General features: G+C 65.3%; 28 protein-coding genes. 15 read left to right on the forward strand and 13 right to left on the reverse strand.

All coding sequences use genetic code 11. The features are described from left to right. Window positions 1-51: 51 nt before the first annotated feature. The 3 genes from guaB to J3E64_RS02345 all read left to right on the forward strand — a co-directional run bounded on the left by guaB (window position 52) and on the right by J3E64_RS02345 (window position 3,293). Window positions 52-1,509, forward strand: a complete 1,458-nt coding sequence (guaB, locus tag J3E64_RS02335) for an IMP dehydrogenase (RefSeq protein ID WP_253339195.1) — start codon at window positions 52-54, stop codon at window positions 1,507-1,509. A 12-nt stretch (window positions 1,510-1,521) separates the two neighbouring features. Further along, window positions 1,522-2,697, forward strand: coding sequence for an RsmB/NOP family class I SAM-dependent RNA methyltransferase (locus J3E64_RS02340; protein WP_253339197.1), 1,176 nt, complete (start codon window positions 1,522-1,524; stop codon window positions 2,695-2,697). Between the two features lie 77 nt (window positions 2,698-2,774). Then, window positions 2,775-3,293 (forward strand): tetratricopeptide repeat protein, encoded by a 519-nt coding sequence (locus J3E64_RS02345; protein WP_253339407.1) that lies wholly within the window; start codon window positions 2,775-2,777, stop codon window positions 3,291-3,293. On the opposite strand, the gene hemW is transcribed toward J3E64_RS02345, so the two are convergent. Beyond that, the gene (hemW, locus tag J3E64_RS02350; RefSeq protein WP_253339199.1) at window positions 3,290-4,477 is read right to left on the reverse strand and encodes a radical SAM family heme chaperone HemW; all 1,188 of its coding nucleotides are present in this window, start codon (window positions 4,475-4,477) and stop codon (window positions 3,290-3,292) included. The genes J3E64_RS02345 and hemW overlap by 4 nt on opposite strands. Window positions 4,478-4,619: 142 nt before the next feature. On the opposite strand from hemW, the gene J3E64_RS02355 reads away from it, so the two are divergent. After that, window positions 4,620-5,399, forward strand: a complete 780-nt coding sequence (locus J3E64_RS02355) for a hypothetical protein (protein WP_253339201.1) — start codon at window positions 4,620-4,622, stop codon at window positions 5,397-5,399. Window positions 5,400-5,418: 19 nt separating this feature from the next. Here J3E64_RS02355 and rdgB read toward each other — a convergent pair whose 3' ends face one another. Both rdgB and rph read right to left on the reverse strand, forming a co-directional pair. Next, window positions 5,419-6,048: an RdgB/HAM1 family non-canonical purine NTP pyrophosphatase gene (gene rdgB, locus J3E64_RS02360; RefSeq protein ID WP_253339202.1), complete on the reverse strand. Its 630-nt coding sequence runs from the start codon at window positions 6,046-6,048 to the stop codon at window positions 5,419-5,421. A gap of 27 nt (window positions 6,049-6,075) precedes the next feature. Beyond that, window positions 6,076-6,792 carry a ribonuclease PH gene (rph, locus tag J3E64_RS02365; protein WP_253339203.1) on the reverse strand — a complete coding sequence of 239 codons (717 nt, stop codon included), beginning with the start codon at window positions 6,790-6,792 and terminating at the stop codon, window positions 6,076-6,078. 107 nt (window positions 6,793-6,899) lie between these two features. Between rph and J3E64_RS02370 the strand changes: the two genes are divergently transcribed. The 5 genes from J3E64_RS02370 to J3E64_RS02390 all read left to right on the forward strand — a co-directional run bounded on the left by J3E64_RS02370 (window position 6,900) and on the right by J3E64_RS02390 (window position 10,123). Further along, window positions 6,900-7,412 carry a DUF6438 domain-containing protein gene (locus J3E64_RS02370; protein WP_253339205.1) on the forward strand — a complete coding sequence of 171 codons (513 nt, stop codon included), beginning with the start codon at window positions 6,900-6,902 and terminating at the stop codon, window positions 7,410-7,412. A 41-nt stretch (window positions 7,413-7,453) separates the two neighbouring features. Continuing rightward, window positions 7,454-8,497: a heat-inducible transcriptional repressor HrcA gene (gene hrcA / locus J3E64_RS02375; RefSeq protein ID WP_253339207.1), complete on the forward strand. Its 1,044-nt coding sequence runs from the start codon at window positions 7,454-7,456 to the stop codon at window positions 8,495-8,497. Then, window positions 8,494-9,030 (forward strand): nucleotide exchange factor GrpE, encoded by a 537-nt coding sequence (gene grpE / locus J3E64_RS02380; RefSeq protein ID WP_253339209.1) that lies wholly within the window; start codon window positions 8,494-8,496, stop codon window positions 9,028-9,030. The genes hrcA and grpE overlap by 4 nt, the downstream gene beginning before the upstream one ends. A 177-nt stretch (window positions 9,031-9,207) precedes the next feature. Beyond that, the gene (locus tag J3E64_RS02385) at window positions 9,208-9,843 is read left to right on the forward strand and encodes a PadR family transcriptional regulator (RefSeq protein ID WP_253339211.1); all 636 of its coding nucleotides are present in this window, start codon (window positions 9,208-9,210) and stop codon (window positions 9,841-9,843) included. A 1-nt stretch (window position 9,844) separates the two neighbouring features. Then, entirely contained in the window at window positions 9,845-10,123 is a 279-nt protein-coding gene (locus tag J3E64_RS02390) for a DUF2218 domain-containing protein (RefSeq protein WP_253339213.1), read from the forward strand. A 9-nt stretch (window positions 10,124-10,132) separates the two neighbouring features. Here J3E64_RS02390 and ruvC read toward each other — a convergent pair whose 3' ends face one another. The 6 genes from ruvC to J3E64_RS02420 all read right to left on the reverse strand — a co-directional run bounded on the left by ruvC (window position 10,133) and on the right by J3E64_RS02420 (window position 12,917). Further along, window positions 10,133-10,624: a crossover junction endodeoxyribonuclease RuvC gene (ruvC, locus tag J3E64_RS02395; RefSeq protein WP_253339221.1), complete on the reverse strand. Its 492-nt coding sequence runs from the start codon at window positions 10,622-10,624 to the stop codon at window positions 10,133-10,135. A 50-nt stretch (window positions 10,625-10,674) separates the two neighbouring features. Next, the gene (locus J3E64_RS02400; protein ID WP_253339223.1) at window positions 10,675-11,418 is read right to left on the reverse strand and encodes a YebC/PmpR family DNA-binding transcriptional regulator; all 744 of its coding nucleotides are present in this window, start codon (window positions 11,416-11,418) and stop codon (window positions 10,675-10,677) included. A gap of 72 nt (window positions 11,419-11,490) precedes the next feature. Then, entirely contained in the window at window positions 11,491-11,985 is a 495-nt protein-coding gene (locus J3E64_RS02405; RefSeq protein ID WP_253339225.1) for an arsinothricin resistance N-acetyltransferase ArsN1 family B, read from the reverse strand. Continuing rightward, window positions 11,982-12,308, reverse strand: coding sequence for a heavy metal-binding domain-containing protein (locus tag J3E64_RS02410; RefSeq protein ID WP_253339227.1), 327 nt, complete (start codon window positions 12,306-12,308; stop codon window positions 11,982-11,984). Before J3E64_RS02410 ends, J3E64_RS02405 begins: the two co-directional genes overlap by 4 nt. 26 nt (window positions 12,309-12,334) lie before the next feature. After that, a complete protein-coding gene (locus J3E64_RS02415; RefSeq protein WP_253339229.1) occupies window positions 12,335-12,577 on the reverse strand; it encodes a DUF2312 domain-containing protein in 243 nt (80 codons plus the stop codon). 40 nt (window positions 12,578-12,617) lie between these two features. Continuing rightward, window positions 12,618-12,917: a DUF1244 domain-containing protein gene (locus J3E64_RS02420; protein WP_253339232.1), complete on the reverse strand. Its 300-nt coding sequence runs from the start codon at window positions 12,915-12,917 to the stop codon at window positions 12,618-12,620. Between the two features lie 106 nt (window positions 12,918-13,023). Between J3E64_RS02420 and pyk the strand changes: the two genes are divergently transcribed. Continuing rightward, complete coding sequence (pyk, locus tag J3E64_RS02425) at window positions 13,024-14,475, forward strand: pyruvate kinase (RefSeq protein ID WP_253339235.1); 1,452 nt, start codon at window positions 13,024-13,026, stop codon at window positions 14,473-14,475. A 24-nt stretch (window positions 14,476-14,499) separates the two neighbouring features. Here pyk and J3E64_RS02430 read toward each other — a convergent pair whose 3' ends face one another. Further along, window positions 14,500-14,970: an SH3 domain-containing protein gene (locus J3E64_RS02430; protein WP_253339243.1), complete on the reverse strand. Its 471-nt coding sequence runs from the start codon at window positions 14,968-14,970 to the stop codon at window positions 14,500-14,502. 127 nt (window positions 14,971-15,097) lie between these two features. Between J3E64_RS02430 and J3E64_RS02435 the strand changes: the two genes are divergently transcribed. The 4 genes from J3E64_RS02435 to J3E64_RS02450 all read left to right on the forward strand — a co-directional run bounded on the left by J3E64_RS02435 (window position 15,098) and on the right by J3E64_RS02450 (window position 18,378). Further along, on the forward strand, window positions 15,098-16,096 hold the full coding sequence (locus J3E64_RS02435) for a D-glycerate dehydrogenase (RefSeq protein ID WP_253339246.1): 999 nt from the start codon (window positions 15,098-15,100) through the stop codon (window positions 16,094-16,096). Window positions 16,097-16,172: 76 nt separating this feature from the next. Then, the gene (locus J3E64_RS02440; protein ID WP_253339248.1) at window positions 16,173-16,358 is read left to right on the forward strand and encodes a DUF1328 domain-containing protein; all 186 of its coding nucleotides are present in this window, start codon (window positions 16,173-16,175) and stop codon (window positions 16,356-16,358) included. Between the two features lie 4 nt (window positions 16,359-16,362). Then, window positions 16,363-16,566 (forward strand): DUF5818 domain-containing protein, encoded by a 204-nt coding sequence (locus J3E64_RS02445; protein ID WP_253339250.1) that lies wholly within the window; start codon window positions 16,363-16,365, stop codon window positions 16,564-16,566. Between the two features lie 57 nt (window positions 16,567-16,623). Beyond that, window positions 16,624-18,378, forward strand: a complete 1,755-nt coding sequence (locus J3E64_RS02450) for a DUF885 family protein (protein WP_253339252.1) — start codon at window positions 16,624-16,626, stop codon at window positions 18,376-18,378. A 4-nt stretch (window positions 18,379-18,382) separates the two neighbouring features. Here J3E64_RS02450 and J3E64_RS02455 read toward each other — a convergent pair whose 3' ends face one another. Beyond that, entirely contained in the window at window positions 18,383-18,616 is a 234-nt protein-coding gene (locus J3E64_RS02455) for a hypothetical protein (RefSeq protein ID WP_253339254.1), read from the reverse strand. A 292-nt stretch (window positions 18,617-18,908) separates the two neighbouring features. Between J3E64_RS02455 and acnA the strand changes: the two genes are divergently transcribed. Beyond that, window positions 18,909-21,578 (forward strand): aconitate hydratase AcnA, encoded by a 2,670-nt coding sequence (acnA, locus tag J3E64_RS02460; RefSeq protein WP_253339257.1) that lies wholly within the window; start codon window positions 18,909-18,911, stop codon window positions 21,576-21,578. Window positions 21,579-21,645: 67 nt separating this feature from the next. On the opposite strand, the gene J3E64_RS02465 is transcribed toward acnA, so the two are convergent. Both J3E64_RS02465 and J3E64_RS02470 read right to left on the reverse strand, forming a co-directional pair. Further along, window positions 21,646-21,999, reverse strand: coding sequence for a YbaN family protein (locus tag J3E64_RS02465; RefSeq protein WP_253339259.1), 354 nt, complete (start codon window positions 21,997-21,999; stop codon window positions 21,646-21,648). A 204-nt stretch (window positions 22,000-22,203) separates the two neighbouring features. Continuing rightward, window positions 22,204-23,508 carry a sensor histidine kinase gene (locus J3E64_RS02470; protein WP_367398592.1) on the reverse strand — a complete coding sequence of 435 codons (1,305 nt, stop codon included), beginning with the start codon at window positions 23,506-23,508 and terminating at the stop codon, window positions 22,204-22,206. Between the last annotated feature and the right edge of the window lie 55 nt (window positions 23,509-23,563).

The following is a 23,563-nucleotide window of genomic DNA, read 5'->3' on the forward strand; positions in this document are numbered from 1 at the left end:
GCGGCCCGGCTTTGCTCGACCGGATCCGCCCAGCAGAAAGTGGCACTTCGCATGGATATCCGCCTTGGCCTCACCTTTGACGACGTGCTGTTGCAGCCCGCCGAATCCGACGTGCTGCCCAGCCAGGCGGACACCAGCACGCAGGTCACCAAAGGGATCAGGCTGAACATTCCGATCCTGTCGTCAGCCATGGACACGGTGACGGAAGCGGACATGGCCATCGTCATGGCGCAGCTTGGCGGGATCGGCGTGCTGCATCGCAACCTGACCGTCGAGGAACAGGCGGACGCCGTGCGCGCGGTCAAGCGGTTCGAGAGCGGCATGGTGGTCAATCCCATCACGATATTGCCGACCGCCACGCTGGCCGATGCGCAGATGCTGATGCAGCGGCATAAGATCAGCGGTATTCCGGTGGTGGAGGCGAGCGGCAAGCTGGTCGGCATCCTGACCCACCGCGACACCCGTTTTGCCGAGAACCCCCACCAGCCGGTCAGTGAACTGATGACCAAGGACAATCTCGCCACGGTCAAGGCCGGGGTCGGCCAGGAAGAGGCGATGCGCCTGCTGCACCAGCGCCGGATCGAGAAATTGCTGGTGGTGGACGATTCCTATCATTGCGTCGGCCTGATCACGGTCAAGGACATCGAAAAGGCGGTCACCTATCCGCAGGCCACGAAGGATGCTGCCGGGCGTTTGCGGGTCGCCGCCGCGACCACGGTGGGCGACAAGGGGCTGGAGCGCAGCGCGGCACTGATCGACGCGGAGTGCGACCTGATCGTCATCGACACCGCCCATGGCCATAGCAGGCAGGTCGCGGTCGCGGTCGAGGCGGTCAAGAAGCTGTCGAACCATGTTCAGGTGGTCGCGGGCAATGTCGCGACGGCCGAAGCCACCAAGGCGCTGATCGGTGCCGGCGCGGATTGTGTGAAGGTCGGCATCGGGCCGGGATCCATCTGCACCACCCGCGTGGTTGCGGGCGTCGGTGTTCCGCAATTGACCGCGATCATGGATTCGGCCGAGGAAGCCGCGAAGCAGGGCGTTCCGGTGATCGCCGATGGCGGATTGCGAACGTCGGGCGACGTCGCCAAGGCGCTGGCAGCGGGGGCCGGGTGCGTCATGGTCGGTTCCCTGCTGGCCGGAACGGCCGAGGCGCCGGGCGAAACCTTCCTGTATCAGGGCCGCGCCTACAAGAGCTATCGCGGCATGGGCAGCGTGGGCGCCATGGCGCGGGGCAGCGCCGATCGCTATTTCCAGGCGGACATCAAGGACCAGATGAAGCTGGTGCCCGAAGGCATCGAGGGTCAGGTGCCTTTCAAGGGGCCGGCGAAGGATGTGATCCACCAGCTGGTCGGCGGGGTGAAGGCGGCGATGGGCTATACCGGCAGCCGGACGCTCGCTGACCTGCGCGAACGTGCCCGCTTCGTCCAGATCACCAATGCGGGTCTTTCCGAAAGTCATGTGCATGACGTCACCATCACGCGCGAGGCGCCCAATTATCCTTCGCGCTGAGGGGCGGGCGGCATGACGCCCGGCGCCCGGGTGCAGGCCGCAATCGACCTGCTGGATGCCATCATCGTCGCCGCGCGCGATGGCGGACCGGCCGCCGATACGTTGATCGCCCGCTATTTCAAGGAACGGCGCTATGCCGGGTCGCGCGACCGGCGAGCGGTGCGCGACCATGTTTACGACGCGATCCGGCGGACGGCGGACCGGCCTCGGGACGGCCGCGCCGCGATGGTCGGGCTGGCACGCGATCAGACCGAGCTGGCAGCCTGTTTCGACGGGTCTACCCACGCGCCGGTGCCGATCGAGCCGGGCGAGGAGGGTGCCGATGCGGGCGCGGTTCCCGCCTGGCTCCAGCCGTTGATGGCCATTCCGGTGGAGCAGGACAGGCTGCTGGGCCGCGCGCCGGTCGACCTGCGGGTGAACCGGCTGAAGGCGGACCCCGCCGACATCCGCCCGCTATTTCCGGACGCTGCCGCGGTCGAAGGACTGCCCGACGCTCTGCGCCTGCCAGAAGGCTATCCGGTGGAGCAGCATGTCGCGTGGAAGGATGGACGAGTCGAGGTTCAGGACAGCGGCAGCCAGATGATCGCCGCCGCCTGCGGCGCGCGCGCGGGCATGACCGTCATTGACCTATGTGCCGGGGCAGGGGGCAAGACATTGGCGCTCGCCGCTGCCATGGCTGGCAACGGGCGCCTGATCGCGGCCGACACGATAAGGGCGCGGCTGGCACGCCTCGGGCCGCGCGCGGAGCGGGCGGGGGCCGGCTTTGTCGAGACGTTGCTGCTGGACCAGGGGCATGAGGCGCGCGCGCTCGAGAGCCTGAACGGGCAGGCGGACGTGGTGCTGGTCGACGCGCCCTGTTCGGGGACGGGAACATGGCGCCGCAATCCTGAGGCGCGCTGGCGCCTGACCCCGGCCCGTCTCGACCGGCTGGTGTCGGAACAGGCCCGCATCCTTGATTTTGCCGCGCCGCTCGTGGCGCCCGGCGCAATGCTCGTCTATGCGACCTGCGCGCTCACCGACCGGGAAGGGTGCGATCAGGTCGACGCCTTTCTGGATCGCCATCGCGGTTTTCGGGCCGAACCGGTCGATGCTCCAACCGGACGGGCTCATGGCCGGGGTTGGCTGATGACGCCAGGGCATGATAGCAGTGACGGCTTCTACTTCGCACGGCTGCGCCGGGGGGCGTGAAACAGAGCATGGACAAGCGGGTGCAAAAGCGCGAGGATTGTCCCGATTCAGCGCCTGAAACATGGCTGGAGATTTTGATGCGCCTTACCCCTGCCTCCCTTGCCCTTGCCGTCCTGCTGACGAGCGTGTCGAGTGTCGGATACAGCCAGCGCCCGGACAGTCAGATCAGCCCTCAATCGGTGGAGTGGCAGAAGGCCGGAGAAGCGGCCCGCAGGGCAGGCAATCTGGCCGGTGCGACCGACGCGCTGGAAAGCGCGCTGGCCGTCGATCCCCGCAATCGCGCCGCCTATATCGAACTGGCGGAGGTCGCCCGGGCGCAGGGTCTGCAAGGCAAGGCGATCCGCCTCTACAAGGATGCGCTGCTGCTAGACCCGACCGACGTGACCGCACTTGCCGGACAGGGTGAGGCGATGATGGAGAAAGGGGCGGTGGCGCGCGCCAAGGAAGTGCTGGCCCAAGCCCAGAAGCTGTGCAAGGCGGATTGCGCGCCGGTCGGCAAGCTGGCCGCAGCGATCCAGAAAGGACCGCCCGCCGTTGCCATGACCAACAAGGATGCGGTGCCCGCGCCGCAATCCGCGCCGACAGAACGGCCCTAAACCGCCACGATTTCGGGCAGGATCGCGTCGAGCAGGAGCATGCCGGCGGCCATCACCTGCAAGTGCACGCCCCGTCGGTGGAGCAGGCCGAGGCCGACAAGCTGGTCGATCCGTCGATCGTCGACCAGATCGGTCGGCGCGATGCCGGACAGGGCGGCGATCCGGGCGAGGTCGACGCCTTCGGTCAGTCGCAAGCCCATCAGCAGCGCTTCGCGCGCCCGATCCTGTCCGGTCAGCACATCCTCGCCTTGCGTCCCCTGGCCATTGCGCGCGATCGCGTCCATCCAGTTTTCGGGTTTTTTGTGGCGCAGCGTCGCCACGCCTGCGCGCCGTCCATGTGCGCCGGGGCCGATGCCGGCATAGTCGCCGTAGCGCCAGTAAGTCAGATTATGGCGGCTTTCCTGACCTGGACGGGCATGGTTGCTGATTTCGTAGGCGGAAATGCCGGCCGCGCCGGTCATGGCCTGTGTCAGCTCGTAAAGCGTCGCGCCATGGTCGGGATCGGCGGGGGTCAGCTTGCCCTGCTGGACAAGCGTGGCGAAGCGCGTGCCAGGCTCTATCGTAAGCTGGTATAGCGAGAGATGGCCGGTGCCGAAGGCCAAAGCGCGGGCCAGTTCGGCTTGCCAGTCCGCCTCGCTCTGACCCGGACGGGCGTAGATGATGTCGAAGCTGACCCGGTCGAACACAGCCTGCGCGGTGTCGAGCGCGGCCAGCCCCTCCGCCACGTCATGGGCGCGGCCCAGGAAATGCAGCGCTTCATTGTCGAGCGCCTGGAGCCCCAGCGACACGCGGTTGACCCCGGCGGCGGCGATGTCGGCGAAGCGGGCCGCCTCGACGCTGTTGGGGTTTGCCTCCAAGGTGATCTCCATGTCGGGGGTGAAGCCCCAATGCGCCTGCGCGGCGGCGATCAGCGCCTCCACCAGCGCGGGCGGCATGAGCGACGGCGTGCCCCCGCCGAAGAAGATGGACGACAGCGGCCGCCCGCCGGTCCGCGCTGCCTCATATGCCATGTCCGTCAGCAGCGCCGCTTCCCACCTCGCTGTGTCGATCCGATCACGGACATGACTGTTAAAATCGCAATAGGGGCATTTGGATACGCAAAAGGGCCAGTGGATATACAGCGCTTGGGCGTCGGTACGGACATGGGCTGGGGCCGTTGCGATTTGGCGGGAATGAGACGACATGGCTGGGGGCAGCCCTAAAGCGTTTTGGTGCGCTCCGCTATGGGCAGCGATGCTGCTGGCGAGCGCGGCCCCATAGGGGGCGATGGATATTTCCTTGGGTAGCGCGCATTGGACAGGGACAAGTCGCCAGAAGGAGAAGAGGATGCGCATCGCCCTGCCGTCATGGACCCTGTCGGGTTGCGCGCTGATGGCCTTGGCCGGGTGCGGCGCGCCGACGCAGCCCAAGGACGATGGCGGGGCCGATAACGCGGCCGTTTCCGCCCCCGCCGCGACTGTGGCCGCGCCGGACAATGGCGCGCAAACGCCTATGCCCGATGGGGCGGCGGTCGAGAATGCCGCTGCGCCCGCGGCACCACTATCCTGCGCGGCGGATATCGGTTCGGCCGCCGCCGCCAAGCGGGTCGCCATCTGTCGCAACGTGTCGCCTGCCACCCATCCGCCCTGCAACGCCGCCAATAGCTGCGCCATGATCGAGGATGAGATCGCGCGGAGTTGCGCGCTATTCGACGGTCAGGGCGAGCCGATGGCCGGATGTGATCCTGCGCCCAAGAGCGTGGCGGCGGCGGTCGCGGTGGTGCAGCGTTATTATGCGGCGCTCAACGCGCGCGATTATGGCACGGCGTGGGCACAGTGGGGCGATGACGGTCCGCCGGGCCAGTCGCTGAACAAATTCCAGGCGGGCTTTGCCGGCACTCGATCGACACGGGTCACGATCGGCACGCTGGAGCCGGGCGATGGCGGTGCAGGATCGATCTATCAGACCGTGCCGGTGACCATCGACTCGCAGCTGCAGGACGGCACGCGCCAGCGTTTTGTTGGCGACTATGTCGTGCGGCGGGTCAATGATGTGGATGGCGCGTCGCCTGCCCAGCTACGCTGGCATATCGGGCAGGCGAAGCTGAAGGCCGTGCCGGCGCGCTGAGAACGCCGGCGCGGTTGGTTCAGAAAACCGCGGCCACCAGCTTGTCGAAGGCCTTGGCGCGGTGACTCATGGCGTGCTTGGCGTCCGGGTCCATCTCGCCGAAGCTGATGTCGTGGCTGTGCGGCACGAACATCGGGTCATAGCCGAACCCCTTATCGCCGCGCGGCGGCCAGACGAGCGTGCCGTCGATCCGGCCTTCGAACGCCTCGACATGACCGTCGGGCCAGGCGAGGGCCAGCGCGCAGACGAAGTGCGCGTCATGGCCGACATCCGGGCCCTTGGCCTCGATGCCTTCCCACACTTTGCGCATGGCCAGGTCGAAATCCTTGGTCGGACCTGCCCATCGGGCGGAAAATAGACCGGGGTCGCCGCCTAGCGCCTCGACGCACAGGCCGCTGTCGTCGGCCAAAGCAGGGAGGCCGGAAAGATCGGCCGCCTGCATCGCCTTCAACTCGGCATTGGCAATGAAGGTGGTGCCGGTTTCCTCCGGTTCGGGCAGGTCGAGCGAGGCAGCGGAGATCGGCTCGATCCCATAGGGGCCAAGCAAGGCAGCGATTTCGCGCACCTTGCCGGGATTATGGCTGGCGATCACCAGCTTGCCCGGCGCGAGCTTGCGGATTGCCTGTTCCTGTCCGAATTGGTCGGTCATCTCGTTTCCTAACTCCCGATAGCAGGATCAGCGCCCGGTCGCCTTGTCCTGCGCCGCGAAAATCTGCGCGCAGCCGATGCGGGCAAGGCGCAGCAGACGGAGCAGTTCCTCCTCGTCATAGGCCGCGCCCTCGGCCGTAGCCTGCACTTCGGCGAACTTGCCGTCTCCGGTCAGGATCAGGTTGGCGTCGGTCTCGGCATTGCTGTCCTCGGCATAGTCGAGGTCGAGGACCGGCGTGCCTTCGAAGATGCCGCAACTGATCGCCGCGACCTTCTGGATGATCGGGTCTTCCTTGAGCGCGCCGGACGCCAGCAGCTTGTCTACCGCGATGCGCAGCGCGACCCAGCTACCCGAAATGGCGGCCGTCCGCGTGCCGCCGTCGGCCTGGATCACGTCGCAATCGATCAGGATCTGGCGCTCGCCCAGTTTCTTCATGTCCACGACGGTCCGCAGCGACCGGCCGATCAGGCGCTGGATCTCCTGGGTGCGCCCCGACTGCTTGCCCTTGGCGGCCTCGCGGCTGCCGCGCGTGTGGGTGGCGCGGGGCAGCATGCCATATTCGGCGGTGACCCACCCCTGCCCCTTGCCGCGCAGGAAGGGGGGCACCTTTTCCTCGACCGAGGCCGTGCACAGCACACGCGTGTCGCCGAAGCTGACGAGGCAGCTTCCCTCTGCATGGATGGTGAACCCGGGTTCCATGGTGATGTCGCGCATCTGGTCGGGCGCGCGGCCGGAAGGACGCATATTTTTCTACTCCGAAGCGGTCAGGGGACGGCGCTTAGCGTCCGAAGGCGTTTCTTGCCAGTGCCAACAACGCCGGAAGGCGATAAGAGGACGTTATGACGCGAAATATGACCATGAGAATCATCATCTGGACGGCTGCGGCGCTCACTCTTGCCGGATGCAGTACGGGCGAGGAAGGGCTTGAGCCGCCCAGAGCGCCGGGTGACGTCATCCGTTTCACCGCCGGGCCCTGTTTCGGCGCCTGTCCGTCCTACACGGTTCAGGTGTCGCCCGACGGGTCGGGGTTGCTGGAGCCGCAGCGCTATACATCGGTGCCCGGCACCACGCGTTTCACCCTGTCCCGCGCGCAATATCGCACGCTGGTCGCCACGCTGGCACCGCATCGGCCGGCGACCGGCACGACGCAGCGCATCGCCCATGGCGAAAATTGCGAACGGTTCGCCACCGACATGCCCGGCTATGTAGTGGAATGGACGCGGCCGCAGCAGGCGACGACGCGGCTGGAATTCCAGTCGGGCTGCATGGACCCGCGCTATGGCAAGTTGCGCGTGGCGATCGCGTCGGTGCCCCGGATCATCGGCATGGAGCGGATGCTCAATCCCAAGGCCGTTACCCCTTGAGCCGCCTTGAGCCGGCCGCGCCGCGTGACTAGATAAGGCGGATGCCGGTCACTCCGATCTCCGAACTCAACGATCGCGCGCGCGATGTATTCCGCCTGGTGGTGGAAAGCTATCTGACGACCGGCCTGCCGGTGGGATCGCGCACGATCAGCAAGTTCCCCGCACTCAGCCTGTCGCCCGCCTCCATCCGCAACGTGATGCAGGACCTGGAGGAAATGGGCCTGCTCGCGGCGCCGCATACGTCGGCAGGGCGGATGCCGACCGAAACCGGGCTGCGCCTGTTCGTCGACGGCATGATGCAGGCGGCCGAGCCGTCGGCGGAGGAGCGGCGCGCGATCGAGGCGGGCATCGCGGAGGGTGGTCCGATAGAGGAGGCATTGTCCGCCGCCACGGCGACCCTGTCGGGGCTGTCCGCCTGCGCCGGGCTGGTGATGGTGCCCAAGCGCGAGCCGGTGCTGCGCCAGTTCGGCTTCGTCCCGCTGAATGGGCGACAGGCGCTGGTGGTGCTCGTGGGACAGGATGGGACCGTCGAGAATCGGGTGCTCGACCTGCCTGATGGCGTGACGCCCGTGATGTTGCAGGAGGCAGCGAATTTCATGTCGGCACGCTTTGGCGGCATGACGCTGCGGGAAGCGGGCGAGGCGCTGACGCGGGAAATGGAGGCGGAGCGCCATGCGCTGGACGGGGCCGCCCGCGAATTGATGGCGCGCGGCATCGCCATCTGGTCGCACGACGCCGATGATCGCCCCGTGCTGATCGTGCGGGGGCAGGCGCATCTGATCGATGACGGCACCGTGGCGGACCTGGAAAGGGCGCGCGGACTGCTGGAACAGCTTGAGGGCAAGCAGGAGATATTGGACCTGTTGCGCAGCGCGATCGGCGCCAGCGCGACCAAAATCTTCATCGGTTCGGAAAACAAGCTCTTTTCCCTGTCGGGTTCTTCGGTCATAGCCGCCCCCTATCGTGGCGCGGATGGCCGGGTCGTCGGCGTGGTCGGCGTGATCGGTCCCACCCGCTTGAACTATGCGCGGGTGATCCCCATGGTGGATTTCACTGCACAGACGCTGTCGAGATTGATGAGATGAGCGAAGACAACAAGAATATGGAAGAAACCGAAGTCGTGGACGCGCTGCCCGAAGATGCGGCCGCGGAAAGGATGGCCGCGCTGGAGGCGGAACTGGCAACGGCGAAGCAGGACATTCTCTATGCCCATGCCGAAACCCAGAATGTTCGTCGCCGGTTGGAAAAGGAACTGGGCGATGCCCGCGCCTACGCGTCGACCGCGTTCGCCCGCGATATGCTGTCGGTGGCGGACAATCTGAGCCGAGCATTGTCGGCCATTCCCGCGGAACTGCGCGAGGATGACAAGTTCAAGGCGCTGGTCGTCGGGCTGGAAGCGACCGGTCGCGAACTGGAAAGCGTGTTCGGGCGCAATGGCATCAGCAAGCTCGACTCGGTCGGCCAGCCGCTCGACCCCAACAAGCATCAGGCGATGATGGAAGTCCCGTCCGCCGATGCCGAGCCGGGCACCATTCTGGTGGAGATGCAGTCCGGTTACATGATCAAGGACCGCTTGCTGCGGCCCGCAATGGTGAGCGTGGCCAAGAAGCCCGACTGACCGTCGCGCCGCCAAGTTTCGCAAAAGGCCTGCCGGTCCCGCGTCCGGCAGGCCTTTTTTGCGTCCGAACTGCCGAGGTACGTCCCGTAAGATGTAAAAAGATATATCGCAACTCTTGACGAACATGTTTTTAAAGATATATCGCAAAGCATCACAATGTTGCTGAAAGACAGATTCATGCATCATCATCATTTTCATCGCGGGCCGGCGGGGAATGCCCTGGGCCATGGGCATGGCCACCATTGCCGACCGGAGGATTTTTCAGGCGGCGGTTTTGGCGGCGGCGGTTTCGAGCGCGGTCCGATGGGTGGCGGCCGGGGCGGCTCGTTTGGCGGAGGGCGGGGCGGCGGCCGTCGCCGTCTGTTCGGCAACGATGCGCTCAAGCTGATCCTTCTGAAGCTGATCGCGGACAATCCGCGCCATGGCTATGACCTTATCCGCGAAATCGAGGCGCTGTCGGGGGAGATTTATGCGCCCAGCCCGGGCGTCGTCTATCCGACGCTGACCCTGCTGGCGGACATGGGCCTGATCGCCGAGCAGCCGGACGAAGGCAGCCGCAAGCTGTTTGCCGTAACCGACGCCGGAACGGCTTATCTGGTCGAGCATGAGGCCGGGGTGGGGCAGGTCATGGACCGGCTCGCTTCGCTGGCCAGGAAGGCGGAACGCACCGATGGCGCGCCGATCCGCCGGGCTATGCACAATCTGGGGATGGCCGTGCGTCATCGCTTGGAAAAGGAAGGGGCCGACGCCCAGACCATGTTCGATGTCGCGTCCCTGATCGACGAAGCCGCCAGCAAGATCGAAAGGTTGTGACATGACCCTGACCGCGCAGGTGCCGACGTCCAGCGCCGGCCGCTATCTCCAGCAACTCTGCAAGCATTGGAGCCACAAGTTCGAAACGGATTTCGACGCGGCGACCGGCAGCATCGCCTTTCCGATGGGAGCGATCCGGCTGGCGGCGGGGGCGGACACCCTGACCGTCACTATCGAGCCGCAGAACGGAGCGGATGTCGAGCGTTTCAAGCAGGTCGTGGCGGACCATCTCGACCGCTTCGCGTTCCGCGAAGCGCCGCTGCATTTCGACTGGCGGTAGGATAAGCGCCTATTGGCGCGGGATGCGCCGGGCGCTCGCCAGATGATGGGCGTGGGTGATCGCGACGGCAAGCGCGTCGGCGGCGTCCGGTCCGGCGATCTTCGCGCCGGGCAGCAGCCGCGACACCATGGCGTGGACCTGATCCTTCGACGCATTACCGACGCCGACCACCGATTTCTTGACGAGGCGGGCGGCATATTCGCCCACTTCCATGCCCGAGCGCGACGCGGCCAGCAGCACGACGCCGCGCGCCTGTCCCAGTTTCAGGGTCGATTGCGGGTTTACATTCAGGAACACTTCCTCGACCGCCGCGCCATCGGGCCGGTGGTCGAGGATCAGGTCGGTCAGCGCCAGGTCGATGGCGAGCAGGCGGGTGGCGAGCGCCATGGCGCTGTCCGTCCTGATCTGCCCGTTGCCGATGTGGGTCAGGCGATTGCCGTCAGCGGCGATTATGCCCCAGCCGGTGGTGCCAAGGCCGGGGTCGAGACCGAGCAGGATCATTTGGCCTCTTTATACGGCCCTACCCCGTTCGGGGAGGGGCTTGTCGCCGGTCAGCCCAGCTTTTCCATCACTTCGTCGGAGACATCGTAATTGCCCCAGACGGTCTGGACGTCGTCGTCATCCTCCAGCGTGTCGACCAGCTTCATCAGCGTGCCGGCATTGCTCTCATCGACTTCCACGGTGGTGTTGGGCTTCCACGCCAGCTTGGCGCTTTCGGCCTCGCCCAGCGTCGATTCGAGCGCCTTGGCGACTTCATGCAGCGCGTCCATCGCGGTCCAGATCTCATGCTCGTCCTCGTTCGAGGAGACATCGTCGGCGCCCGCTTCCAGCGCCGCTTCGAACACGGCGTCGGCATCGCCGGCAGCGGCAGGGTAGGTGATGAGGCCGAGATGTTCGAATCCGTGGCTCACCGCACCCGATGCGCCGAGGTTGCCGCCATTCTTCGAAAAGGCGGTGCGCACGTTGGTGGCCGTACGGTTGCGGTTGTCGGTCAATGCCTCGACAATGATGGCAACGCCGCCGGGGCCATAGCCTTCATAGCGGACTTCCTCATAATTCTCCATGTCGCCGCCGGACGCCTTGTCGATCGCGCGCTGGATATTGTCCTTGGGCATGGACTGGGCCTTGGCGGCGTTGATCGCCAGGCGAAGGCGCGGATTCATGTCCGGGTCGGGCATGCCCATCTTGGCCGCAACGGTGATTTCGCGGCTGAGCTTGGAGAACATCGACGAGCGCTTCTTGTCCTGCGCGCCCTTGCGATGCATGATGTTCTTGAATTTGGAATGGCCTGCCATGGGTCCTGCGTTCTGTCTGCCGGTTTCAGGTGATGGGCGCCCTTACACCAGCGGCAGGCCGGAGGGCAACCGTCAGAGCAGCTTCTGCCACCAGCCCACGTCGCGCCAGCCATCCAATTTCCATCCGACCTCGCGATATATGCCCACCGGCGTAAATCCCGCTGCCCGGTGCAGGGCGATGCTGGCGTCGTTCGGGATGGCGATGCCGGCGAAGGCGGCGTGGATGCCGCGCGCTTTCAGCATGGGCAGCAGCGCGTCATACAGGGCGCGGCCCACGCCCTGGCGCGCGGCGGTAGGGGCGACATAGACCGCGACGTCGGCGGAAGTCGCGTAGGCGGCGCGGCTGCGGTGCGGGCTGCCATAGGCGTAGCCCAGGACAATGCCGTCCGCCAACTCCGCCACCAGCCAGCCATGCGACGCGCCGTAATCCGCGATCCGGCGTGCCATGTCATCGGCCGACGGCGGGTCGGTTTCGAAGCTGGTCCAGCCGTCGGTGACGAACGGCGCGTAGATGGCGGCGCAGGCGGCCGCATCGGCGGCTTGCGCCGGGCGGACGCGCAGGATCAATAGAGTATCGCGGTGCCGGACGCCGACACCATGAGCATTGATCCGTTGCCGCCGACCACCTCATAGTCCAGGTCGACCCCGACCACCGCATTTGCGCCCATGGTGACGGCGCGCATCCGCATTTCGCCGATCGCCTGTTCGCGGGCGCGCTGCAACACATCCTCATAGGCACCCGACCGGCCGCCCACGATGTCGCGCACGCTGGCGAACAGGTCGCGGAACAGATTGGCGCCCACGATCACCTCGCCGGTGACGATGCCGAGATATTCCTTCGCGGGCCTTCCCTCCAGACGGCTGGTGGTGCTGACGATAATCTCGGTCATGGGCGCTGCTCCTCAGTGTCGTGGGATCATTCCATCCCCAGCGCCGACAAATAGGTCTGGAGGATCGCCTCCATCTCCTGTCGGTCATGGGGCTGCATCTTCCGCAGGCGGACTATCTGGCGCATGATCTTGGGATCGTAGCCATTGGCCTTGGCCTCCAGATAGACGTCCTTGATGTCGTCGCCGATGCCTTTCTTCTCTTCCTCCAGGCGCTCGATGCGCTCGATGAAAAGACGTAGCTGATCGGCGGCGACATTGCCTTCGCTCATGGGAATCTCCGTGTGAGTGTGAATCGGTTGGCGCCTGCCTCTAATGGCTGTCGGCGTTCTTCGCCACACTCTCCTTCATCAGGTCCAGCTGCGCCGGGGTCGCATCGGTCTGGAAACGGGCCTTCCACTCGGCGGCGGGCATGCCGTGGACCATTTCCCGCGCATCTTCTTTCGTGAGCGTGCCGTCCGCCTCCATGATCCAGTCGGCCAGGCAGTTGCGGCAGAAGCCCGCATGGCCCATCAGGTCGATATTCTGCACGTCTGTCCGGTGCTGCAAATGCGCGACCAGACGGCGGAAGGCGGTTGCGGCAACCGCATCCGTGAGTATGGTGTCGGCCATCGGCGGATCCTTTTCGCTGATCTACATCATCCTGTCGTGCAGCACGGATAATCGATAACGGCGTCCTGACAAGGCTCAGGAACGATCATGACGGCCAGGAGACTTTATGACACGACTACCGCCCCGTTCGCGCAAGGTCCGGATATTGGCGACCCTGGGGCCGGCAAGCGACACGCCGGAGATGATCCGCGCACTCTTTGTGGCGGGGGCGGACGCGTTTCGCATCAACATGAGCCATGGCACGCATGAGGATCATGCCGCCCGCATCGCGACGATCCGCGCGCTGGAAAAGGAATTCAGCCGGCCTACGACCATATTGGGCGACTTGCAGGGCCCGAAATTGCGCGTCGGAACCTTCGAAAAGGGTCTGGCGATCCTGGAAAAGGGCGCGGCCTTCGTCCTGGATCGCGACGATACGCCCGGCAACGCCCGCCGCGTGAACCTGCCGCATCCGGAAATCTACGCCGCGCTGGAGCCCGAAACGCGGTTGCTGCTGGATGACGGCAAGCTGGTGCTGCGGGTCAAGGCCGTGACGGACCAGCGAATCGACACGATCGTGGAGGTTGGCGGCACCCTGTCCAACCGCAAGGGCGTCAATGTGCCGGACGTGGTGGTGCCGGTGCCGGCGCTGACGGAAAAGGACCGGCGCGACCTTGGCTTCGCGATCGAGCAGGGCTGCGACTGGATCGCGCTGAGCTTCGTGCAGCGGCCCGAGGACCTAGCCGAGGCCCGCAAGCTGATGGGCGGCTATGGCGCGCTGATGGCGAAGATCGAGAAGCCGTCGGCGGTGCAGCGGCTGGAGGAAATCGTAGAACTGGCCGATGGCGTCATGGTGGCGCGGGGCGACCTGGGCGTCGAACTGCCCCCGCAGGCCGTGCCTCCGCTTCAGAAGCAGATCGTCGCGACCGCGCGCAGGCTGGGCCGTCCGGTCGTAGTGGCGACGCAGATGCTGGAATCGATGATCAAGTCGCCGTCGCCCACCCGGGCCGAGGTGTCGGACGTCGCGACCGCGGTCTACGACGGTGCGGACGCCATCATGCTGTCTGCGGAAACGGCGGCGGGCGACTGGCCGGTGGAGGCGGTGGCCATGATGGACAGTATCGCCCACAGCGTCGAGCGCGACCCGGGCTATTTCGGCCGGCTCCACTATACCGAAACGGTGCCGGATCCGACCACGGCCGACGCGCTTGCCGAGGGGGCGGGGGGCATTGTCAAGGTGGTGGGGGCTAGCTGCATCACCTGTTTCACATCGTCCGGCAGCACGGTTCGGCGGGTCGCGCGGGAAAGGCCGACATCGCCCATTTTGGCGCTTACGCCCCGGCAGGATACGGCGCGCAAGCTGGGCCTGACCTGGGGTGTCCATGCGGTACGGACGAAGGATATCGGCCATTTCGAGGAAATGGTCGGCAAGGCGCGCCGCATGGCGTTGCGCCACGGCATGGCGGAGCGCGGCGGCAAGATCGTGATCCTGGCAGGCGTTCCTTTCGGCACGCCGGGTTCGACCAACGTGCTGCATGTCGCCAGCGTGCGGGGCGACGAGCTCAAGGGGCGGGAATGACGCCGGGCGGGGCGCGGCACCGGCCTACTGGTCGGTGGCGCCCCACAGGTCATCGGACTTCACATAGCCGCGCTGGCCCTTGACGTCGAAACTGCACCATCCGCCCGAGCAGCCCGACAGGCGACCGACAACGCCCTTTGCCGCGCGATAAAGGGTAGGGGCCGCTTCGCTGGCGGAATCATGCATGGGTGCCTGATCCGTCGTGACGATGGCGGTGGCAGTGTCGCTCAGCAGCCGGACATGCATCCATCCCTGGGTGCCGTCGGGGTCCTCCACCTTGCGCCACAAGCCCAGCACCTGAAGCACCTTCACCGGCAGGTCGCGCCGACGGTACACCCAGTTGGACGGGAAATCGAGACTTGGACCGACGCGCATGCGTGCCTCATCCTGCGAAAGCGAGGCCCAATAGGGCGTCGGCTTGCCGGGAGCGGCTTGACCGCCACCCGCTGCTGTCGCTGCCACAAGGACTGCCGCGCCCAGCCAAAACCGCTTCATGCCACCATGTCCTACATCGCCTGTCCCGGACTCTTAGCGCCTGCAAGGCGGATCGGACAAGCTTTCAATCGTTGCGGCGAGCGCTATCTGCTTGACCGCGAGGGCGGGCGCGAATAGCGCCCTTGCCATGGCCAGAAAACCGCGCCCCGCCAAGCCGCGCGTCATCGTCACGCGCCGTCTGCCGCCCAATGTGGAGGCACGCATGGCCGAACTGTTCGACGCCAGTTTCAATGTCGGCGACGTGCCCATGGGGCGAACGGAACTGGCACGGGCGATGGCGCAGTGCGACGTGCTGGTCCCCACCATCACCGACCAGATCGACGCGAACCTGATCGCCGCCGCCCCCGACCGGCTGCAACTGATCGCCAGTTTCGGGAGCGGGGTCGACCATGTCGATCTGGCCGCGGCGCGGAAAAAGGGGATCATCGTCACCAACACGCCCGGTGTTCTGACGGAGGATACGGCGGACATGACCATGGCGCTGATCCTGTCGGTGCCGCGCCGGCTTGCGGAAGGCGAGAAACTGGTGCGCGCGGGGGAATGGCGCGGATGGAGCCCGTCAGGCATGCTGGGCCACCGGATCGGCGGCAAGCGGCTGGGCATCATCGGCATGGGCCGGATCGGCCGCGCCGTCGCCAGGCGTGCGCGGGCATTCGGCCTGTCGATCGCCTATCATAACCGCCATCGCCTGCCGTTCGAGGTCGAGCAGGAACTGGAAGCGGAATGGCAGGCCGATCCGGACGGATTGCTGGCGAGCAGCGATATATTGAGCATCCACTGTCCGCTCAACGCCGACAGCCGCGGCCTTATCGACGCGCGGCGGATCGCTCTGCTGCGGCCGGAATCCTATCTGATCAACACGTCGCGCGCGGAAGTGACCGATGAACAGGCGCTGATCGCGGCGCTGTCTGAAGGGCGGATCGCGGGGGCGGGTTTCGACGTCTATACCCATGAACCGGCGGTCGATCCCCGGTTACTGGCGCTGTCCAACGTGGTGTTGCTTCCGCATATGGGGTCTGCAACCTTTGAGGGGCGGGACGCCACGGGGGCGCGGGTTATCGCCAATATCCGTACCTGGGTCGATGGGCACAGGCCCCCCAATCAGGTGCTGGAAGGCTGGGTCTGAGGCCCAGGGCGCCGGAACAAGCGGCCATGCCATCCGTTCTGAATACAATATTATTTTCATTCGGAAGGACGGTTTCATGATCAAGCTTGCGATCATTTCCCTCGTCATCGCGGCGGTGCTGGCGCTGCTGGGCTTCGGCGGTGCTGCGGGTGCTTTTGTCGGCGTGGCAAAGATACTCTTTTTCATCGCCATCGCGGTGTTCGTCCTGTTCCTGGTGCTGGGCGTGCTGGCCGGGAAGGGCGTCAAGGACGCAATAGACTGACGCTATGACCGAGATCGGCGCTGGAGTGGATGAAACCGGAACGCTGTCGCGCGACGGCGGCGGTTTCCTGCTCCGGCGCGACCTTGGCGGCCATTACCGGCTGATCCTGTTGCGCGTGCCTGTCGATCATGTCGAAAAGCGCGTCCGTGTGCGCGGGCGTTACATGGGCGATGATGTCGTGGAGGCCGAAGGCGTCGCGCCGGCCTGACCCGGCAAGTGCCGGCGTCCTTGCAAAAACACCGATGACGGGCGATTAATTGCGCCCATGCGAAAGATTCTTTCCCTCCTGCTGATGGCCGCCGCCCCGATGACGGCGCAGGCTCAGACCGCCCACGACGTGCTGGCCCAGGTCATTTCGGACCATTGGGCGTGGTACCTGTCGACCCATCCGCTGGAAGCGACCAGCCAGGGTGTGCGGCGATATGACGATCGCATTTCCGACATATCCCTGGCGGCGCGGGACGCGGCGGCCGAGAAGGAGAAGGGCTTTGCGGCGCGGCTGGAGGCCATATCGGCGGACGGCCTGTCGGATGCCGACCGCGTGGACCGCGATGTACTGTTGTGGATGCTGCGTGAAGATATCGACGCAAACCGGCACATGGCTGACAGGCTGATGCTGTTCACCAGCTATTATGGCTGGCATCAGGGTTTTTCGGGCATGGGCGACGGGCTGCCCTTTTACAATCGCGCCGACTATGAAAGCTATCTCAAGCGCCTTGCCCTTTATCCGAAGCTGAACGGCGATGCCATGGCGATCACGCGGCAGGCGATCCGCGGCGGCTATGTCCAGCCCTGCTCGGTGCTGGGTAGCTATGCGAAGACCATCAGCGGCATCGTGGCGGGCGCCCCGCAGGACACGCGCTTTTTCGAACCCTTCAAACGGACCCGTCCGCGCGACATCGGCGAGGCCGACTGGACCGCGATGCAGGCGCGCGCAACCGCCATCATCCGGGACGTGCTGACGCCCGAATATGGCAAGTGGCACGACCTGTTCGTTCAGGACTATCTGCCCCATTGCCGCAAGAGCGACAGCGCGTCAGCGTTGCCTGGCGGTGCGGCCTGGTATGCCAGCCGGGTGAAGGCGCACACGACCACCGACCTGACGCCCGACCAGATCCATGCCATCGGGCTGTCGGAAGTGGCACGCATCGGCAAGCGGATGGACGACATCGCGGCTCAGGCGGGCTATGTCGATCGCGCCGCCTTCATCCGGCACCTGCGCACCGATCCGGCCTATTATGCCAGGACACCCGAGGAATTGCTGCGCGCGGCGGCGCGGCAGGCCAAGACCATCGACGGCCTGCTGCCGCGCTATTTCGGCACCTTGCCCCGCTTGCCCTATGGTCTGAAGCCGATACCGGCAGCGGAGGCGGAAGGGACCACCACCGCCTATTACGGGCCGGGCGCGCCGGAGGCCGGCATTTCCGGCACATATTGGGTCAACACATCGAAACTGGACCAGCGGCCACTTTGGGAATTGCCCGCGCTGACCGCGCATGAGGCCGTGCCGGGCCATCACAACCAGATCGCGCTACAGCAGGAACTGCCGCTGCCGCCGTTCCGCAAATATCTGGCGGGTTTCACCGCCTATGTGGAGGGGTGGGCGCTCTACACCGAATATCTGGGTGAGGAAATGGGGCTGTACGACACACCCGAGAAGATGATGGGCCGCCTGTCTTACGAAATGTGGCGGGCATGCCGGCTGGTGGTCGATACCGGCATCCATGCCAAGGGGTGGGACAAGGCGAAGGCCGTCGCCTTCATGAAGGCGAACAGCGCCCTGACCGACGCCAATATCAATGCGGAGGTCAATCGCTACATCAGCTGGCCCGGGCAGGCGCTGGGATACAAGCTGGGGGAGATCAGGATCCGCGAGCTGCGGGCGAGGGCGGAGAAGGAACTTGGCGCCAAATTCGACCTGCGTCGCTTCCACGATGCGGTGCTGTCGCAGGGCGCGGTGCCGCTGACCGTGCTGGAAAGCCAGATCGACGGCTGGATCGCCACGGAAAAAGCGCGCTGACGGCTCAGGTGACCGGAAATCTCGTGACCGCGGGGCGCGGGGCGGTCGTCGGGCCGCCCCATCCCCGATAGCGCAGGTCGATCGGCAGTGCGGTTTCGCAGCATGCGCATTCGGCCATGACGCGGCCGACCAGCCATTGCCGTTCGCCGCAGGTCGGGCAGGGGATGGCGCGCCCCGGCCGATATGCAAGGATGCCGGAAACGGATTCGGACCCCAGGCCCGGAACGGAGAGCTTCATGATGGGACGTCCCCCAGTGGAATTTCTCGAACGCCGGACATGCCTTTTGTTTCCCTCCAGGGGGCGGCGGGAAGGAAAAATGGCGTATGATCCGGGTGCGGGCACGCTTTTGTTCATTTGACTCGGGCGCCCCTTTCTGTATGGCACCGCAGCATCGGGACATACCTGCTTCGACCATCGGTTGGGGCGCATCCCTGGCCCTTGCCGTCCGGTCATATTCGCCGTCCGGCGAGCCTCTGGTGGAATTGCGTCATCCTCTGGCCGGAGCGCCATGCGAGGAGACGCACATCTTATGACCGCCATCGGACAGGACACTCTGGGCACCCGCGACACCATGAATGTCGGCGGCAAGGACATTGCCTATTATTCGATCAAGAAGGCCGCGGCGAAGCTGGGCGACGTGTCGCGCCTGCCTTTTTCGATGAAGGTGCTGCTGGAGAATCTGCTCCGTTTCGAAGACGGCGTCACCGTCACCACCGACGACATCCAGGCAATCGTCGACTGGCAGAATGACAAGGGCAAGGCCGAGCGCGAGATCCAGTATCGTCCCGCCCGCGTGCTGATGCAGGATTTCACCGGCGTTCCCTGCGTGGTCGACCTGGCCGCCATGCGCGACGCGATGACGGCGCTGGGCGCCGACGCCGCGAAGATCAACCCGCAGGTTCCTGTCCATCTCGTCATCGATCACAGCGTCATGGTCGACGAATTCGGTACGCCCAAGGCGTTCGAACAGAATGTGGAAATTGAATATCAGCGCAACATGGAGCGCTACGACTTCCTGAAGTGGGGCAGCAAGAGCCTGGCCAACTTCTACGCCGTGCCCCCGGGCACTGGTATCTGCCATCAGGTGAACCTGGAGAATATTGCGCAGGCCGTCTGGTCGAGCGAAGGTCCCGACGGCATCACCGTCGCCTATCCCGACACCTGCGTCGGCACTGACAGCCACACCACCATGATCAACGGCCTGGGCGTTCTGGGCTGGGGCGTGGGCGGCATCGAGGCTGAGGCGGCGATGCTGGGCCAGCCGGTATCCATGCTGATCCCCGAAGTCGTCGGCTTCAAGCTGGTCGGCGAGATGAAGGAGGGCGTGACCGCGACCGACCTGGTGCTCACCTGCACGCAGATGCTGCGCCAGAAGGGCGTGGTGGGCCGTTTCGTCGAATATTTCGGCCCCGGTCTTGCATCGCTCAGCCTCGCCGACCGCGCGACGCTCGCCAACATGGCGCCGGAATATGGCGCGACCTGCGGCTTCTTCGGCATCGACGACAAGACGCTCGATTATATGCGCCTGACCGGCCGCACCGAAGAGAATATCGCGCTGGTGGAAGCCTATGCCAAGGAACAGGGCTTCTGGATCGATCCGTCGGTCGAGCCGGTCTTCACCGACACGCTGGAACTGGACCTGGCCACCGTGGTCCCCAGCCTCGCCGGTCCCAAACGCCCGCAGGACCGCGTCGCTCTGCCGGATGTGGATGACGTGTTCAACGCCGACATGTCCAGCGTCTACAAGAAGGTGCAGCAGCGCGTTCCGGTGGAAGGCAAGGATTTCGACATCGGCGACGGCGACGTTACCATCGCCGCGATCACCAGCTGCACCAATACGTCGAACCCCGGCGTCCTGGTCGCGGCCGGCCTGGTCGCCAAGAAGGCCAACGAGCTGGGCCTGAAGCCCAAGCCCTGGGTCAAGACCTCACTCGCCCCCGGTAGCCAGGTGGTCACCGACTATCTGGAAAAGGCCGGTCTCCAGTCGCACCTCGACGCCGTCGGCTTCAACCTCGTCGGCTATGGCTGCACCACCTGCATCGGCAATTCCGGTCCGCTGGCGGAACCGATCAGCAAGGCGATCAACGAAAACGGCCTGGTCGCCGCTGCTGTGATTTCCGGTAACCGCAACTTCGAAGGTCGCGTGTCGCCCGACGTGCGCGCCAACTTCCTCGCCAGCCCGCCGCTGGTCGTCGCCTATGCGCTTAAGGGTACGGTGATCGAGGATTTCATCACCACCCCGATCGGCACCGGCAAGGACGGTCAGGCCGTCTACCTGAAGGACATCTGGCCGACCAACGACGAAGTCGCGTCGACCATGGCGGGCTGCATGGACCGTCCGATGTTCCAGGCGCGCTACGCCAATGTCTACAAGGGCGATGCCCATTGGCAGGCGATCGACGTCACCGGTTCGGATACCTATCAGTGGCGCGCCGGGTCGACCTATGTTGCCAACCCGCCCTATTTCGAGGGGCTGACCATGACCCCGAAGCCGGTCACCGACATCGTCGGCGCCAAGCCGCTCGCCATCTTCGGCGATTCGATCACCACCGACCACATCTCGCCGGCCGGATCGATCAAGGTCGACAGCCCGGCGGGCAAGTGGCTGATGGAGCATCAGGTCAGCAAGGCCGATTTCAACAGCTATGGCGCGCGTCGCGGCCATCATGAAGTCATGATGCGCGGCACCTTCGCCAATATCCGCATCAAGAACCAGATGCTGGACGGCGTGGAAGGCGGCATGACCAGCTACCAGGGCGACGTCATGCCCATCTATGACGCGGCCATGAAGCACAAGGCGGACGGCACGCCGCTGGTCGTGATCGGCGGCAAGGAATATGGCACCGGATCGTCGCGCGACTGGGCGGCGAAGGGCACGAACCTGCTGGGCGTGCGCGCCGTTATCGTGGAAAGCTTCGAGCGTATCCATCGTTCCAACCTGGTCGGCATGGGTGTTCTGCCGCTCCAGTTCAAGAATGGCGAAACGCGCGAGACGTTGGGCCTGAAGGGCGACGACAGCTTCACCATCGAAGGGGTCGCCGACCTGAAGCCCCGTCAGGACGTGACGGTCAATGTGACTCGCGCCGACGGATCGACCTTCAGCTTCACCGCGCTCTGCCGCATCGATACCGTCAACGAACTGGATTATTTCCTGAACGGCGGCATCCTGCAATATGTGCTGCGCAAGCTGGCTGCCTGATCGAGCTTGGAGAATGAAGGAAAAGGGGCTTCTCCCGGCTTGGGGAGGAGCCCCTTTTCCTTGCCGGTCAGGCCTCTGGCCGGGTCCAGATCCATGTTCCGCCGGTCAGCGCGGCAGCAATCGGCATCAGGAACCAGGGCCATGGCGAGAAGATCAGTGCCAGCACGACGCTGAACGCGAAGGCGGCGAGCGCGGCATGCTTGCCGCGCCGGCTGATCGCGCCATGCGCGCGCCAGCGGCGTATATGTGGCCCGAAATGGCGGTGATCCAGCAGCTTCGCCTCCAGCCGCGGGCTCGACCGGGCGAAGCAGAAGGCCGCCAGGATCATGAACGGGACGGTCGGCAGCAGCGGCAGGAACGCACCGATGGCGCCGAGCCCGATCGAAAGAAAGCCGGCGATGAGGTAGAGGTGCCGCCGCATGGAATATCCGTAGCCGATACGAATGCCTTGCAGGGGCGCAGTGTAATGGCAAGCTGTTTGCGATGGCGGTGTTTAGAGGGCAGTTTATCGGATATTTCTCCGCCATGCCTTAAATCGCGGCCCAGGCCATGCGATCCCCAAGCCTGTCGGAATTGATATGGCGTTCAGCGAAGTAATTGACGGCGGCCAAAGCCAACCGCGCCTTTAACCCGCCGGTAGCCGTAGGCGCACCAGCAGGCCACCCAGATCCTCGCTTTCCTCCAGCGCCACCGTGCCGCCGTAGATTTCCGCCACGTCGCGGACGATGGCGAGGCCGAGTCCGGTGCCGGGCTTGCCCGAATCGAGCCGGACGCCACGGTCAAAGATGCGTTCGCGTTCGGCTTCCGGGATGCCCATGCCGTCATCCTCGACCAATATTTCCACCATCGCGCCGTCGCGGCCGACCGTAGCGAACACGCTGCCGCCGCCATATTTGGCGGCGTTTTCGATCAGGTTGCCCAGCATTTCGTCGAGGTCCTGCCGTTCGACGCGCACCGACGCGGTCTTGTCGCCGTCCATGTCGATGCGCACATCGGGATAGAGGCGGGCGACCGCGCGTTCGACAGCTTCCAGGCTGGGCCACACCTCCGCCCGGCTCTGCGCCGCGCCGCGCCGGCCGACCGCGCGGGCGCGGGCGAGGTGATGGTCTACCTGCCGTCGCATCGTCGTCGCTTCGCGGATCACAGTATCGCCCAGGTCCGCCGACCGGGCGGTGGCGGCGTTCATGATGACGGTGAGCGGGGTTTTGAGTGCGTGAGCCAGATTGCCGGCATGGGTCCGCGCCTCTTCCGCTTGCCGCTCATTATGGGCGAGCAGGGCGTTGAGTTCCTCGACCATGGGCAGCACTTCGACGGGCATGGGTTCAGTGACACGGTTCTTCTCGCCCCCGCGCATCCGGACGATTTCATGCCGCACCTTGCGCAGCGGGCGCAGGCCATAGATGGTCTGGAGCGTCGCCAGCACGAAAAGGCCGAGCGCGAGCAGTGCAAAGCTCTTGGTAAGGGTGGAGCGTAACGTCTTGATCTGGGCATCAAGTCCCGCCCGCGCCTGCGCCACCATGAACAGCCAGCGTGTGTTCGATCCGGGCAGCACCACGGTCCGCTCCATGATGCGCAGATCCTCGCCGGGGAATTGCCTGCTGTCATAGACATGCAACTGGCGGTCATGATGTTCGGCGGGGACCTTGAGCGCGCGGTCCCACAGCGAACGGGACCGCCAGTCCTCATGCCCGCGCGCGCTGATCTGGTAATAGAGGCCGCTATTGGGCTCCAGGAAACGCTGGTCGGCGAGTTCCCGGTTGAACAGCACTTCGCCATCGGGGCCGATTTCCGACGCCCCGATCATGGCGGTCAGCACATAATTCATGCCGTCGTCGAAATTGCGGGTGATTGCGTCGGTCAGCACCCGGTCGAGCGCCACGCCGCCGCCGATCAGCAGCACGCTGATCCACAGTGCCGCGATGCCGATCATCCGCCGGCTGATCGAACCGGTGGAGCGGACGGGGGGAGGGGACGGACTGTCCATG

It is taken from the genome of Sphingobium sp. OAS761, from assembly GCF_024168485.1.
GTDB lineage: Bacteria > Pseudomonadota > Alphaproteobacteria > Sphingomonadales > Sphingomonadaceae > Sphingobium.